Source organism: Pseudomonas sp. EA_65y_Pfl1_P113 (assembly GCF_963970525.1).
In the GTDB taxonomy this organism is placed as follows: domain Bacteria; phylum Pseudomonadota; class Gammaproteobacteria; order Pseudomonadales; family Pseudomonadaceae; genus Aquipseudomonas; species Aquipseudomonas tritici.
Window position 1 is genome coordinate 79,107 of record NZ_CAXAQM010000017.1, and the last position, 15,170, is coordinate 94,276.

The 15,170-nt window shown below is 59.4% G+C and carries 11 protein-coding genes; 8 read left to right on the forward strand and 3 right to left on the reverse strand.

The window, feature by feature from the left end:
* Positions 1–44: 44 nt before the first annotated feature.
* Entirely contained in the window at positions 45–218 is a 174-nt protein-coding gene (locus AACY52_RS16950; protein ID WP_339414876.1) for a PA1571 family protein, read from the reverse strand.
* Between the two features lie 245 nt (positions 219–463).
* Between AACY52_RS16950 and AACY52_RS16955 the strand changes: the two genes are divergently transcribed.
* Complete coding sequence (locus AACY52_RS16955) at positions 464–2,248, forward strand: ABC transporter transmembrane domain-containing protein (protein ID WP_339437152.1); 1,785 nt, start codon at positions 464–466, stop codon at positions 2,246–2,248.
* Between the two features lie 112 nt (positions 2,249–2,360).
* On the opposite strand, the gene AACY52_RS16960 is transcribed toward AACY52_RS16955, so the two are convergent.
* Positions 2,361–4,289 carry a transglycosylase SLT domain-containing protein gene (locus AACY52_RS16960; protein ID WP_339560641.1) on the reverse strand — a complete coding sequence of 643 codons (1,929 nt, stop codon included), beginning with the start codon at positions 4,287–4,289 and terminating at the stop codon, positions 2,361–2,363.
* A 213-nt stretch (positions 4,290–4,502) separates the two neighbouring features.
* On the opposite strand from AACY52_RS16960, the gene AACY52_RS16965 reads away from it, so the two are divergent.
* Positions 4,503–6,422: an ATP-binding cassette domain-containing protein gene (locus tag AACY52_RS16965; protein WP_314563559.1), complete on the forward strand. Its 1,920-nt coding sequence runs from the start codon at positions 4,503–4,505 to the stop codon at positions 6,420–6,422.
* Positions 6,423–6,604: 182 nt separating this feature from the next.
* Here AACY52_RS16965 and AACY52_RS16970 read toward each other — a convergent pair whose 3' ends face one another.
* Positions 6,605–7,045: a universal stress protein gene (locus AACY52_RS16970; RefSeq protein WP_049709433.1), complete on the reverse strand. Its 441-nt coding sequence runs from the start codon at positions 7,043–7,045 to the stop codon at positions 6,605–6,607.
* A 103-nt stretch (positions 7,046–7,148) separates the two neighbouring features.
* On the opposite strand from AACY52_RS16970, the gene AACY52_RS16975 reads away from it, so the two are divergent.
* The 6 genes from AACY52_RS16975 to AACY52_RS17000 all read left to right on the forward strand — a co-directional run bounded on the left by AACY52_RS16975 (position 7,149) and on the right by AACY52_RS17000 (position 15,140).
* Positions 7,149–7,586, forward strand: a complete 438-nt coding sequence (locus AACY52_RS16975; RefSeq protein WP_339414873.1) for a hypothetical protein — start codon at positions 7,149–7,151, stop codon at positions 7,584–7,586.
* A gap of 484 nt (positions 7,587–8,070) precedes the next feature.
* Positions 8,071–10,218 carry a fatty acid oxidation complex subunit alpha FadB gene (gene fadB, locus AACY52_RS16980; protein WP_339414872.1) on the forward strand — a complete coding sequence of 716 codons (2,148 nt, stop codon included), beginning with the start codon at positions 8,071–8,073 and terminating at the stop codon, positions 10,216–10,218.
* 29 nt (positions 10,219–10,247) lie between these two features.
* Complete coding sequence (gene fadA / locus AACY52_RS16985; RefSeq protein ID WP_026136849.1) at positions 10,248–11,423, forward strand: acetyl-CoA C-acyltransferase FadA; 1,176 nt, start codon at positions 10,248–10,250, stop codon at positions 11,421–11,423.
* A 97-nt stretch (positions 11,424–11,520) separates the two neighbouring features.
* Entirely contained in the window at positions 11,521–11,757 is a 237-nt protein-coding gene (locus AACY52_RS16990; protein ID WP_339414871.1) for a DUF1653 domain-containing protein, read from the forward strand.
* Between the two features lie 114 nt (positions 11,758–11,871).
* A complete protein-coding gene (topA, locus tag AACY52_RS16995) occupies positions 11,872–14,493 on the forward strand; it encodes a type I DNA topoisomerase (RefSeq protein ID WP_065874836.1) in 2,622 nt (873 codons plus the stop codon).
* 125 nt (positions 14,494–14,618) lie between these two features.
* Positions 14,619–15,140 (forward strand): DUF6586 family protein, encoded by a 522-nt coding sequence (locus AACY52_RS17000; protein ID WP_339414870.1) that lies wholly within the window; start codon positions 14,619–14,621, stop codon positions 15,138–15,140.
* Positions 15,141–15,170 lie beyond the last annotated feature (30 nt).

Genomic DNA, 15,170 nt, shown 5'->3' on the forward strand with positions numbered 1-15,170 from the left:
AAAAAACCCGGCCATCTGGGCCGGGTTTGAAAGAGCGTGGCGCTTCAGCCTTGCTGGGCAGGCTTGACTAATTTTTCTTCCAGTTCGCTGCAGGCTTGCTGGATCATCTCTTCGGTGATCTGCACTTCACGGCCCTGGGCGTCGATGTACGAGCAAGGCAACTGCTGCGGCTGGCGGATCACTTCAATGTTGGCATCGCTGCTATTTTGCAAGGTCATGGCCTGTCTCCTCATCAGGTTGTATACCCACTTTAAGACCCCCGCGTGACCGAGCTGTTACAACTTCCTACCCGTTCAGCGGTTCAGACACCCAGTCGACCAGAAACCGATACAAATTTCCAGCCAGGCGTTAGACCGGTAGCCTCTAGGCGCAGCATCGCGGGGCATAATTAACCTGACTCATTGTTATTTAGGCAAGTTCCCCCAATGTTGTGGTGTAGATAACTTTATCCCCTCCACAGGTGATGCCCTCCATGTTCTCAGCCCGTCAACGCCGCGCAATTCGCCTGGCCAGCCGTTTCATTGGGCCCTACCGCTGGCAGGCGCTCGGCGCCCTGTTGGCGCTTATCGTCACGGCCGGTATTACCTTGTCCATGGGGCAGGGCATTCGCTTGCTGGTGGACCAGGGCTTCATGACCCAGTCACCGCACCTGCTCAACCAGTCCATTGGACTGTTCATGATCCTGGTACTGGGCCTGGCCGTGGGCACGTTTGCGCGGTTTTACCTGGTGTCGTGGATTGGCGAGCGGGTGGTGGCGGATATCCGTCGGCAGGTGTTCAACCACCTGATCTACCTGCATCCGGGCTTCTATGAGAACAACCGCAGTTCGGAGATCCAGTCGCGGCTGACCACCGACACCACCTTGCTGCAGTCGGTGATCGGCTCGTCGCTGTCACTGTTCCTGCGCAACGCCTTGATGGTCATCGGTGGCATCGTGCTGCTGTTTGTCACCAATCCCAAGCTCACCAGTATCGTGGTGGTGGCGTTGCCGCTGGTGCTGGCGCCGATCCTGCTTTTCGGTCGGCGCGTGCGTAGCCTGTCGCGACAAAGCCAGGACCGCATCGCTGATGTGGGCAGCTATGTGTCCGAGACCCTCGGTCAGATCAAGACCGTGCAGGCGTACAACCACCAGGTGCAGGACGAACAGCGCTTCGCCATGACCGTGGAAGACGCATTCACCACCGCGCGTAAACGCATCACCCAGCGCGCCTGGCTGATTACCCTGGTGATCATGCTGGTGCTCGGCGCCGTGGGCGTGATGTTGTGGGTCGGCGGCATGGACGTCATCAGCGGGCGCATTTCCGGCGGTGAGCTGGCGGCATTTGTGTTCTACAGCCTGATCGTCGGCAGTGCCGTCGGCACCCTGAGCGAAGTGCTCGGCGAATTGCAGCGCGCCGCCGGTGCCGCCGAGCGGATTGGCGAGTTGTTGCAGTCGAGCAACGACATCCAGGCGCCGGCCAGCGGCACTGTTCAATTACCTGAGCGGGTCAGCGGCCGCATGGCGCTACACGACCTGCGCTTTTCCTACCCGTCACGGCCGGACAGCTTCGCCATCGACGGCTTGAACCTGACGATCAATCCCGGTGAAACCCTGGCCTTGGTCGGCCCGTCCGGCGCGGGCAAATCGACGATTTTCGACCTGTTGCTACGTTTCTACGATCCCCAGCAAGGCCGCATCCTGATTGAAGGCCACGCGCTGACCGATCTCGACCCCATGGACCTGCGCCGCCACTTCGCCCTGGTATCCCAGAGCCCGGCGCTGTTCTACGGCAGCGTCGAAGAAAATATCCGCTATGGCAACCCGACGGCCACTTCAGAACACGTCGAAGCCGCCGCGCGCATCGCCCATGCCCACGACTTCATCCTGCAAATGCCCAATGGCTACCAGACCCACCTCGGCGACGGCGGCATGGGCCTCTCCGGCGGCCAACGCCAACGCCTGGCCATCGCCCGCGCGTTGCTGGTGGACGCGCCGATCCTGTTGCTGGACGAGGCCACCAGCGCGCTGGATGCCCAGAGTGAACACCTGATCCAGCAAGCGCTGCCGCAATTGATGCAGGGGCGTACCACGCTGGTGATCGCGCATCGCTTGGCGACGGTGAAGAATGCTGACCGGATTGCGGTAATGGACCAGGGCAAGCTGGTGGCGGTAGGTACGCATCAGCAGTTGATTGCGAGCAATCCGTTGTATGCGCGGTTGGCGGCGTTGCAGTTCAGCGATGGGGTGGAAGAGCCTGCTTCACATTAAATCCCACTGAAAAAAATGCCCGCATCTCTCAATGCGGGCATTTTCATTGTGGCGGGCAAAAAGCGCGCAGCCTCTTTTTACTCGACAGCGCCTACATGACCGGCATTACCGGTCATTGATCATCAAAATACCGCTCATGCCAATCCACCAGCGGCTGCGGTGAATTGAGCTTCTGCCCGTAGATCACCGAATAAGACAGCACGTTCTGCACATACTGGCGGGTTTCGTCGAACGGGATGCTTTCTACCCACACATCGAAGCTCAAGTGGTCGGCACCGCGCAGCCATCGACGCACACGGCCAGGGCCGGCGTTGTAGGCGGCGGAGGCGAGGACGCGGTTGCCGTTGAACTGGCTGTGCACCTGGCTCAGGTAGGCGGCGCCGAGCTGGATGTTTTTGTCCGGGTCCAACACCTGGGCCTGGGAGGCCAGGGGGATGCTGAACTTGCGCGCAGTTTCCTTGGCGGTGCCGGGCATCAGTTGCATTAGGCCGCTGGCGCCGACGCCGGAGCGGGCGTCATCCATGAAGGCGCTTTCCTGGCGAGTGATTGCGAATATCCAGCTCGAATGCAGGCCGCGTATCTTGGCCTCACGCACCAGGGTGTCGCGGTGGGCCATTGGGAAGCGGATGTCCAGGTCGTCCCAGTACTTCGCCTGGCTGATGGTACGGATGGCCGGGAAGTACCACTTCATGTCGTAGGCCAGCTTGGCCTGGGCGACCATCTCGTCACGGTTGAAGTGACGGGTGACGTGGTACCACTCGCGGCGGCCATCGACGATCTGGCCGCGCGCATAGAACTCCAACGCACGGCGCACGCCAGGCGTGTTGCGCACCTTGTTGACCAGCGCCTTGCTCATCACCAGTGGCTTGTTGTTCAGCTGGTAGGGCGCCTTGGAGCGGTCAGCGGCGAGAAAACCGTAGAAATCGCGCTCCCGCGACAGGTTCTTGTACAAGACCAGTGCTTGGGGGTTTTTCGGCTCGGCCAGCTCCAGGCTACGGGCCTGCCAGTAGCGCCAGCGGTTGGTGGTCGCCAGGTCTTGTGGGAGTTTGCGAGTCAACTGATAGGCATCTTCCCAGCGGGCCAGGCGCAACAGTAGGCGCAGGCGCCATTCGGAGACGGTGTTGTCGCGCAACTCAGGGTCGTACTTGGTCATTACTTCAAGCGCACGTGGGTCGAAGCGCTTGGCAAGGGTCAGGCCGATCTCTCGAGCGATCGACACTTTTTCGTCACGGGAGAAGTGCATGCTGCTGGCGTAGCCGTCGAGCAGGGCCATGGCCTTGTCCGGATCCTTGCGTGCCAGGCGTCGCAGGCCCAGCCCCACGGCGTCAGACATGGCCTCGGTGGCCGGCAGGAAGCGTGATGGGTCGCTGAGCATGTCGGGCTTTTGCGCCACATCCACCATCAAGCGGCCTTGGACGCCGAGGGTTGGCAGGGTTTTCACCAGGCTGTTGGCGAGTGCGTAGTTGCGCGCTTCGGCGGCGAGCTTGGCGCGGGCCCAGATTTTCTGTTCGGTGAGTTGGCCGTCAGCCGCCCATTGCCCGAAGGTGACATCGCAGGCCGCCGGTCGGGACTTGCCGGTCATCCAGAGTTTTTCGGCAGTCTTGTAGCCTTCTGCTTTCAGATTGTGAGTGAGCTGGTACTGGCCATGCAGGCAGTCCAGTTCGACAAAATTGAGCTTGGCGTCGTAATACTTTTCAAACGTCTGCCAGTCGTCACGTTCGGCCAGCCAACGCAACCAGCGCAGCTTCATCCAGTTGGCCTGGGGCAGGTCGCCGTTTTTGGCGAGGAACTGTTCGATCTCCTGGTTACTCGCGTTTTTCAGGCGGGCGGTCAGTTCGTCGTAGGCCAGGTAGGGCGTCAGCGGATAGTCCGCCAGGGCCTGGCTGTATTGCATGTAGGGTCCGGTATCGCCCTTGGCCAGGGCGCGTTTGGCTTCATCGTAATATTGACGTTGGGTGGTGAGGTCCACGGCCTGGGCGGATTGAGCGGCGGTGGCGGAAAGAAGCAGACAAGATAAAAAGTTGAAAAGGCGGCTGCGCATGAGACGTCCGTGCAGAGAAATCACGACTAGCACCGGCATCGCCGACACTGATTGCCCCTAGCTTAGCCTTTTGCCCGCGACCGGTGAAAGCTTTGCAGGCCGGTTGGTTCAAGTTCGTTGGAAATGTCCTACAGAACGTGTCGGCAGCGAAAATGCCAGCCGCATCCCACCCTCAACTCAGGTAGAATGCGCGCCCAGTTTTTGGAGAAGCGTATGACCCTGCTCAAATTCAGCGATGTGTCCCTTGCTTTCGGCGCTATGCCGTTGTTGGACAAGGTGTCCTGGCAGATCGCCCGTGGTGAGCGGGTGTGCATCATCGGCCGCAACGGCACCGGCAAATCCAGCATGATGAAGCTGGTAAAAGGCGACCAGAAGCCCGATGACGGCTCTGTTTGGCGCGCTCCGGGCCTCAAGATTGGCGAATTGCCGCAAGAATTGCCGGTGGCCGACGGACGGACAGTGTTCGACGTGGTTGCCGAAGGCCTGGATGGCGTGGGCGAGTTGCTCGCGCAATACCATCACCTGGCGCAGAACTGTGTCACCGAAGAAGACCTGGACAAGCTGATGCACGTCCAGCAAGACCTCGAAGCCCGTGACGGCTGGCGCTTGCAGCAACTGGTCGACAGCACCTTGAGCCGCCTGCAACTGCCGGCCGACAAGACCCTCGCCGAGTTGTCCGGCGGCTGGCGTCGTCGCGTGTTGCTGGCCCAGGCCCTGGTGTCCGAGCCGGACCTGCTACTGCTCGACGAACCGACCAACCACCTGGACATCGGCGCCATCGCCTGGCTGGAAGAAGCCATCAAGGATTTCCAGGGCGCTGTGCTGTTTATCACGCACGACCGTGCCTTCCTGCAAAGTCTGGCCACGCGCATCCTCGAACTGGACCGTGGCGGCCTGATCGACTGGAACGGCGACTACGCCAGCTTCCTGGTGCACAAAGAGGCCTCTCTGGCGGCTGAAGAAACCGCCAACGCGCTGTTCGACAAAAAACTGGCCCAGGAAGAAGTCTGGATCCGCCAAGGCATCAAGGCGCGGCGCACCCGTAACGAAGGCCGCGTACGCGCCCTCAAAGCCCTGCGCGTTGAGCGCAGCGAGCGTCGTGAGCGCACCGGCAAGGCCAACATCCAGCTGGACACCGCCGACAAGTCGGGCAAGCAGGTAATGGTCCTCGATAACGTGAGCTTCGCGCACCCGGGCGGCCCGTTCCTGATCAAGGACTTCTCGATGGTCCTGGCGCGCGGCGACCGTATCGGTCTGCTGGGTGCCAACGGTACCGGCAAGACCACCTTGCTCAAGCTGATGCTCAATGGTCTGCAGCCGACCAGCGGCAGCGTGGAAGAAGGCACGCGCATCGACGTGGCCTACTTCGACCAGTTGCGCCATCAGTTAGACCTGGAAAAGACCGTGATCGACAACGTCGCCGAAGGTCGCGACTTTATTGACATCGACGGCCAGAGCCGGCACGTACTCAGTTACCTGGGCGACTTCCTGTTCAGCCCGCAACGTGCGCGTACACCCGTGAAAGCCTTGTCCGGTGGCGAGCGTGCGCGCCTGCTGCTGGCCAAGCTGTTCAGCAAGCCGGCCAACCTGCTGGTACTCGACGAACCGACCAACGACCTCGACGTGGAGACCCTCGAGCTGTTGGAAGAAGTCCTGCTGACCTTCAACGGCACTGTGCTGATGGTGAGCCACGACCGGGCATTCCTCGACAACGTGGTCACCAGCACCCTGGTCTTCGAAGGTGAAGGCAAGGTGCGTGAATACGTCGGGGGTTACCAGGACTGGCTGCGCCAGGGCGGCTCGCCGCGTCTGTTGGGCGTGACCGAGAGCAAGTCCGGCAAGGCCGACTTGACCTCTGCCGTCGTTGCCCCGGTGGCCGCTGCTGCACCCGCTCAGGAAGCCGCACCGGCTGCCAAGAAAAAACTCAGCTACAAACTGCAGCGTGAGTTGGAAGCCTTGCCAGCGGATATCGAAGCCAAGGAAAAGCAGATTGCGGCAGTAGAAGCAGACATGGCTGACGCGGGTTTCTACCTGCGTCCGGCGGCGGAAACTGCCAAGGTCATCGCTTCCCTGGAAACCTTGAACCAAGAGCTGGAAGTGTTGGTTGAGCGTTGGGCTGAGCTGGATGCCTGAGTGATTCCAATGCATTAAAAAACCCGGTGTTCACTTAGGTGAGCACCGGGTTTTTTATAGGGGAATACAGTTAAATGTGGACGCTGGCTTGCCTGCGATAGCAGTCTGTCAGTTGATACACCTGGCGACTGACACACCGCTATCGCAGGCAAGCCAGCTCCCACAGTTGATTTTCAGTGGTATTAGGAGCTCTTCACCAGTTTCACCGCCAATACATCGCACGGCGCGCCGTGCAGGACATCATTGGCAGTAGAACCCAGCAACAACGCCAAACCGTGCCGGCCATGGCTGCCCACCACGATCAAGTCGCAAGCCTTTTCCTTGGCCAAGTGGTGGATTTCCTGGCGCGGTTGGCCGTATGTCAGGTGGCAGTCTTCCTTTTTCAGGTGCGGGTATTTGAGAATCAAACGGTCCAGGCGCTCCTTGGCCTGGTCAAATTGTTGTTGCTGCAACTGGGAAAGGTCCATCGGCACGTCACCGCCAAAGGCCATGGCCATGGGCTCGACGATATGCACCAGCGACAGTATGGCGCCATTGGCCAACGCAGATTCCTGCGCGCGCTTGATCACCGGATCGCACTCTTCGGTCAGATCGACAGCGACCAGAATATGTTTGTAGGGCATGAGGCGTTCCTCCAAGGGGCTGCAATAAATTCAGTATGGCTGCTTTCAAGCGGATGCGGTTGCGTCAGGTCAAATCCGCTCATCGAAATTCGGGAGTACACATATGACGGTCTGGATAGTGGTGTCAATCCTTGTGGTGGTTCTGAGCCCTCTGGCATGGCTGCGCCCGTCGCGCCATCAGAGCGGGCGCATGGCCCTGCGCATGGAGGCGCGCCGCATCGGCCTGGCCATGCAACTGTCGCCCCAGGCGTGGCCGCACTGGCTCAAGCATGAGCCGCCGAGCCCGTGCGCGCAGTATTGCCGGCCACGGCGCGGCAGCACGCCGGCGCTCTGGAGCTATTGGCAGTTGGAACCAGGGGTATGGGTGAATCAGTGGCGTGAAGTGTGCGTCGATGAAAAGTTGTTGCCGTATTTTGCGAAGCTGCCGGACAACGTCTACAAGATCGAGGCCGACAAGCAAATGATCGCCCTGTATTGGGGCGAGAAGGGCGACGCGAGCGTCCTGAAGGAGATTGATACGCTGCTTAAAGCCCTGGCCTGATAAACAGCCGGCCATAAAAAGCCCGACATCTCATCGGGCTGGAGTTGGCCAGGCAGGCCGGTAATCTGTGTTTTCCGCGTCGGATGTTCATCCAGGCGCGTTACGGTTGTCGCTAGCCTAGCGGCATATCCCATTCTGTGCAGCCTTTTCCCGTATGTTTTCTATTATTGATTGAGTGAATAGCTGAATATTGACGGGTTGCGGGTCTATGACTCGGGTTCTGAAATGACTGGAAAGTCGCGTTTTTCCTAGCCTTTCGAGCGATTGACAATTGCCCGGAATTGGATGAAGGTGGCATACCCAAATCAAACGGGCGTATGAATTGAGCGTTTGTCTGTCAGACGACTCATACAGAATCCCGACTATCGCATTGGCGGGTGTGCCTGGCGGATGGGCTTTAACATTGACGAAATCATCAATGCTCACGCCGTTTCGCCAGCGTTCAATGTGTACTGTTCAGCTTCCATATCGTGGAGATCAGTTGATGATTTACGAAGGTAAAGCCATCACGGTTAAGGCTCTTGAAAGTGGCATCGTCGAATTGAAATTCGACCTCAAGGGTGAGTCCGTCAACAAGTTCAACCGTCTAACCCTGAATGAACTGCGTCAGGCCGTAGACGCCATCAAGGCTGATGCATCGATCAAAGGTGTGATCGTCTCCAGCGGCAAGGACGTGTTTATCGTCGGCGCTGACATCACCGAATTCGTCGAGAACTTCAAGCTGCCCGATGCCGAGCTGGTGGCTGGCAACCTCGAAGCCAACAAGATTTTCAGTGATTTCGAAGACCTCAACGTACCGACCGTCGCCGCGATCAATGGCATCGCGTTGGGCGGTGGCCTGGAAATGTGCCTGGCAGCGGACTTCCGCGTCATGTCGGCCACTGCCAAAATCGGCCTGCCTGAAGTCAAACTGGGCATCTACCCAGGTTTCGGCGGCACCGTACGCTTGCCGCGCCTGATCGGTGCCGACAACGCCATCGAGTGGATCGCTGCCGGCAAGGAAAACCGTGCTGAAGACGCGCTGAAAGTCGGTGCCGTCGACGCCGTGGTTGCCCCGGACAAACTGGCCGAAGCGGCACTGAGCCTGATCAAGGGCGCCATCAGTGGCGAGTTTGACTACAAGGCCAAGCGTCAGCCGAAGCTGGAAAAGCTCAAGCTCAACGCCATCGAACAAATGATGTCGTTCGAAACCGCCAAAGGTTTTGTGGCTGGCCAGGCCGGCCCGAACTACCCGGCGCCGGTTGAAGCGATCAAGACCATCCAGAAGGCCGCGAACTTCGGTCGCGACAAAGCCCTGGAAGTGGAAGCGGCAGGCTTCGTCAAACTGGCGAAAACCTCGGCGGCCCAGAGCCTGATCGGCCTGTTCCTGAACGACCAGGAGTTGAAGAAAAAGGCCAAGGCCTACGACGAAATCGCCAAGGACGTGAACCAGGCTGCCGTACTCGGCGCCGGTATCATGGGCGGCGGTATCGCCTATCAATCGGCGTCCAAAGGCACGCCGATCCTGATGAAAGACATCAACGAACATGGCATCGAGCAAGGCCTGGCGGAAGCCGCCAAGCTGCTGGTCGGCCGCGTGGACAAAGGTCGCATGACCGCCGCGAAGATGGCTGAAGTGCTTAACGGCATTCGTCCTACGCTGTCCTATGGCGATTTCGGCCACGTCGACCTGGTGGTTGAAGCGGTTGTCGAGAACCCGAAGGTCAAGCAAGCCGTACTGGCAGAAGTGGAAGCCCAGGTTAAGGACGACACCATCCTGGCCTCGAACACCTCGACTATTTCCATCAGCTTGTTGGCCAAGGCCCTCAAGCGTCCGGAAAACTTCGTGGGCATGCACTTCTTCAACCCGGTGCACATGATGCCGCTGGTGGAAGTGATCCGTGGCGAGAAATCCAGCGAGCAGGCTGTTGCCACCACCGTTGCCTACGCCAAGAAAATGGGTAAGAACCCGATCGTAGTCAATGACTGCCCGGGCTTCCTGGTCAACCGCGTGCTGTTCCCGTACTTCGGCGGTTTCGCCAAGTTGGTCAGCGCCGGTGTGGACTTTGTGCGCATTGACAAAGTCATGGAAAAATTCGGCTGGCCAATGGGCCCGGCGTACCTGATGGACGTGGTCGGCATCGACACTGGCCACCACGGTCGTGACGTAATGGCTGAAGGCTTCCCGGACCGCATGAAAGACGACCGCCGTTCGGCGATCGACGCGCTCTACGACGCCAAGCGCCTGGGCCAGAAGAACGGCAAGGGCTTCTACGCCTACGAGGCCGACAAGAAGGGCAAGCAGAAGAAAGTGGCCGACCCGTCGGTGCACGAAGTGCTGGCTCCGGTCATCTACGAACAGCGTGAGGTGTCGGACGAAGACATTATCAACTGGATGATGATCGCCCTGTGCCTGGAAACCGTGCGCTGCCTGGAAGATGGCATCGTCGAAACCGCCGCCGAAGCCGATATGGGCCTGGTGTACGGTATTGGTTTCCCTCCATTCCGTGGTGGTGCGCTGCGTTACATCGACTCGATCGGTGTGGCCGAGTTCGTTGCCCTGGCTGATCAGTACGCTGATTTGGGCCCGCTGTACCACCCGACCGAGAAGCTGCGTGAAATGGCCAAAAATGGCCAGAGCTTCTTCGGTTAAGCGCCCAGACGACTAGAGCGAGAATATTTATGAGCTTGAATCCAAGAGACGTGGTGATTGTCGACTTCGGTCGCACGCCGATGGGCCGCTCCAAGGGCGGCATGCACCGCAATACCCGTGCCGAAGACATGTCGGCGCACCTGATCAGCAAATTGCTGGAACGTAACGTCAAGGTTGACCCGAACGAAGTCGAAGACGTGATCTGGGGCTGTGTCAACCAGACGCTGGAGCAGGGCTGGAACATCGCGCGCATGGCGTCGCTGATGACCCAGATCCCGCACACCGCGGCCGGCCAGACCGTGAGCCGCCTGTGTGGCTCGTCGATGAGCGCGCTGCACACTGCCGCCCAGGCAATCATGACCGGCAACGGTGATGTGTTCGTGGTCGGTGGCGTGGAGCATATGGGCCACGTCAGCATGATGCACGGCGTCGACCCTAACCCGCACATGTCGCTGTACGCAGCCAAAGCCTCGGGCATGATGGGTTTGACTGCGGAAATGCTTGGCAAAATGCACGGCATTACCCGTGAAGCCCAGGACGCGTTCGGCGTGCGCTCCCACCAACTCGCTCACAAGGCGACCGTGGAAGGCAAGTTCAAGGATGAAATCATCCCGATGAACGGCTACGACGAGAACGGTTTCCTGAAATTGTTCGACTATGACGAAACCATTCGTCCGGACACCACCCTGGAAAGCCTGGCGGCCCTCAAGCCTGCCTTCAATCCAAAGGGCGGCACCGTGACAGCCGGTACGTCGTCGCAAATCACCGACGGTGCTTCGTGCATGATCGTGATGTCGGCGCAGCGTGCCCAGGACCTGGGTATTCAGCCGCTGGCCGTGATCCGTTCGATGGCCGTGGCGGGTGTGGACCCGGCGATCATGGGCTATGGTCCAGTACCGGCCACACAAAAAGCCTTGAAGCGCGCAGGCCTGACTATCTCCGATATCGACTTCTTCGAGCTCAACGAAGCTTTCGCCGCACAGGCCCTGCCAGTGCTGAAAGATTTGAAAGTGCTCGACAAGATGAACGAGAAGGTTAACCTGCATGGCGGTGCGATTGCCCTGGGCCACCCGTTCGGTTGCTCCGGTGCGCGTATCTCCGGCACTTTGCTTAACGTGATGAAGCAAAATGGCGGCAACCTCGGGGTTGCAACCATGTGCATTGGTCTCGGCCAAGGCATTTCGACCGTCTTCGAACGCGTTTAAGCGTTGGGTTGACGGAAGCCGGGGCCCAGTGCCCCGGTTTTTGTTTTTTGGAATTTTTAATATTTTTTTTCAACACATTTTGTAAGAGGGCCAGAGCATGAAAGTCGAACCAGGGCTCTACCAACATTATAAAGGTCCGCAGTACCGTGTTTTTAATGTGGCACGGCATTCCGAGACTGAAGAAGAAGTGGTGTTTTACCAAGCACTGTATGGCGATTACGGCTTTTGGGTGCGCCCATTGAGCATGTTCCTGGAGAGCGTCGAAGTTGACGGCGAGCAGGTCCCGCGCTTTGCTCTGGTCCAGGCCGAACCGAGTCTTTTTTTCGGGCAATAACGGCAGGTCGCGCAGAATGCTGCGCTTGACCTCACCTTGTTGCCACTATATATAGCGTTGCCGCGACAGGCGCCAACTGCCTTTCTCTTCTCGAATTCAGGAATTTTCCGATCCATGGGCAAATCGCTGGTCATTGTGGAATCCCCGGCTAAGGCCAAGACCATCAACAAGTACTTGGGCAACGAGTACGTGGTGAAGTCGAGTATCGGCCATATCCGAGACCTGCCCACCAGCGGTTCGGCTAGCGCCAGCAAGGAGCCTGCCGCCAAGCGCGGCAAGGCGGCCGCGGGCGAAGGTCCGGTGCTCACGCCTAAAGAGAAAGCGCGCAAGCAACTGGTCTCGCGCATGGGTGTGGACCCGGATCATGGCTGGAAGGCCAAGTACGAAATCCTTCCAGGCAAGGAAAAGGTCATTGAGGAGCTGCGCCGGCTCGCCAAGGATGCTGACACCATCTATCTCGCGACGGACTTGGACCGCGAAGGGGAAGCCATTGCCTGGCACCTGCGGGAAGCCATCGGCGGTGATGACAGCCGCTACAAGCGTGTGGTGTTCAACGAAATCACCAAGAAAGCCATCCAGGAAGCCTTCTCCAAGCCGGGCGAGCTGGATATCGACCGCGTCAACGCCCAGCAGGCCCGGCGTTTCCTCGACCGCGTCGTGGGCTATATGGTCTCGCCGCTGCTGTGGGCGAAGATCGCCCGTGGCTTGTCCGCTGGCCGTGTGCAATCGGTTGCGGTAAAGCTGGTGGTGGAGCGTGAGCGCGAAATCCGTGCGTTCAACCCCGAAGAATATTGGGAAGTCCACGCCGACCTCGGCACTGCCAAGGGCGCCAATGTGCGCTTTGAAGTGGCCCGTGAGAAAGGCGAGGCCTTCAAGCCGCTGAACGAAGCCCAGGCCATGGCCGCGCTGGAAAAGCTCAAGGCTTCCAGCTACAGCATCGTCAAGCGTGAAGACAAACCGACCAGCAGCAAGCCGTCGGCACCGTTCATCACCTCCACCCTGCAGCAGGCCGCGAGCAACCGCCTGGGCTTTGGTGTGAAGAAAACCATGATGATGGCCCAGCGTCTTTACGAGGCCGGCTACATCACTTATATGCGTACTGACTCCACCAACCTGTCGCAAGACGCGGTGGCGATGGCGCGTACTTATATTGAAACCGAGTTCGGCAAGAAGTACCTGCCGGAGAAGCCGAACGTCTACAGCAGCAAGGAAGGCGCACAGGAGGCTCACGAAGCGATTCGTCCTTCCGACGCCAACACTGAGCCGAGCAAGCTGAGCGGCATGGAGCGCGACGCTGAGCGCCTCTACGAGCTGATCTGGCGCCAGTTCCTGGCGTGCCAGATGCTGCCGGCGCAATACCTGTCCACCACCGTGAGCGTGGGCGCTGGTGACTTCGAGCTGCGTGCCAAGGGGCGTATCCTCAAGTTCGACGGCTATACCCGTGTGATGCCGCAGATCGCCAAGCCTGGCGATGACGACGTGCTGCCGGATATGGCTCAGGGCGATACGCTGAAGCTGATCAAGCTCGACCCGTCCCAGCATTTCACCAAGCCGCCGGCGCGTTATTCGGAAGCCAGCCTGGTGAAAGAGATGGAGAAGCGCGGTATCGGTCGTCCTTCGACCTATGCAGCGATCATCTCGACCATCCAGGATCGTGGCTACGTTGCGCTGCATAACCGTCGTTTCTACTCGGAAAAGATGGGCGATATCGTCACTGAGCGCCTGTCCGAGAGCTTCTCTAACCTCATGGACTACGGCTTCACCGCCGGCATGGAAGAGAACCTCGATGACGTGGCCCAGGGCGAACGCGACTGGAAAAATGTGCTGGACGAGTTTTACGGCGACTTCAAGAAGAAGCTCGAAGTAGCAGAAAGCCCTGAGAGCGGCATGCGCGCCAACCAGCCTGTGATGACCGACATCCCGTGCCTGACCTGCGGCCGCCCGATGCAAATTCGTACGGCGTCCACTGGCGTGTTCCTCGGTTGCTCGGGCTACAGCCTGCCGCCGAAAGAACGCTGCAAGGCCACCGTTAACCTGGTGCCAGGTGATGAAATCGCGGCCGACGATGAGGGTGAATCCGAGTCGCTGGTACTGCGTGGCAAGCACCGCTGCCCGATCTGCAGCACGGCGATGGACGCCTACCTGCTGGATGAGAAACACAAGCTGCACATCTGCGGTAACAACCCGGATTGCAACGGCTACGAGATCGAAGAGGGCACTTATCGCATCAAGGGCTACGAGGGCCCGAGCCTGGAATGCGATAAGTGCGGCAGTGAAATGCAGCTCAAGACCGGCCGTTTCGGCAAGTTCTTCGGTTGCACTAACCCGACCTGTAAGAACACCCGCAAACTGCTGAAAAGCGGTGACGCGGCGCCGCCGAAGATGGACCCGGTGAAGATGCCTGAACTCAAGTGCGAGAAGGTCAACGACACCTACATCCTGCGTGACGGCGCTTCGGGGCTGTTCCTGGCTGCCAGCCAGTTCCCGAAAAACCGCGAGACCCGTGCGCCGCTGGTGCTTGAGATCGTGCCGCACAAGGATGAGATCGACCCTAAGTACCACTTCCTGTGTGAAGCGCCGAAGAAGGACCCGGATGGTCGCCCAGCCGTGATCCGCTATAGCCGCAAGACCAAGGAGCAGTACGTGCAGTCGGAAGTGGACGGCAAGCCTACCGGCTGGAAAGCGTTCTACGACGGCGGCAAGTGGAAGGTCGAAGACAAGCGCCAGGGCGCTTGATCGACTGATCCGCTAAATACAAAGGCCGCCTGCACAGGCGGCCTTTTTTTGCGCTTGCAGTGCGCTCGGCTGATCCGTAACACTGTTAAGCCAGCATCACGCTTATTCGTTGTGGAGACTGCCGCATGGCCAACGAACTCTATACCCGTACCAATCAGAAAATTTACTTCGCGGGTTTGTCCCTGGAAGCCCTTGGCCGCGCCGAGGAAGGGAAAGAGATGAATGCCATTGCGCTCGTCCAGGCGGGGCGTGAAGCCGCGTTGTTCCACCTGTACGGTGCCTTGTTGGGTCTGTGCCATGAAATCGCCGGGTTTTACCGTCTGCCGCAGGCCGGTTCGCCGCGCGCAGAAATGATCATTAGCCGCGACGTGCTCGACACAATGGCGATCCCGGAACTGGCCGAGCTGGTGGAAATGGCGCAAAGCCCCGACAGCTGGATCGCGCGCTTGCTCAAGGCGCATGCCGACATGTTCCAGCCGCCGCGTGTTCCCCACGTGCCCAAGGGTGACGTGACCCAGCCGCTGATCGTGGCGGTGGCAGTTGAAGAGGACGAACCCAAGCCGTTGAGCCGGGAAGAGTTGGAAGGCTGGCGCCAGGAGCTGAAAAAACTGGCGCTGCGCTATCGCGAAGGTCTGAGCGAGTGCTGAGAGGGCTCGATTAAAATATGGGAGGGTTGA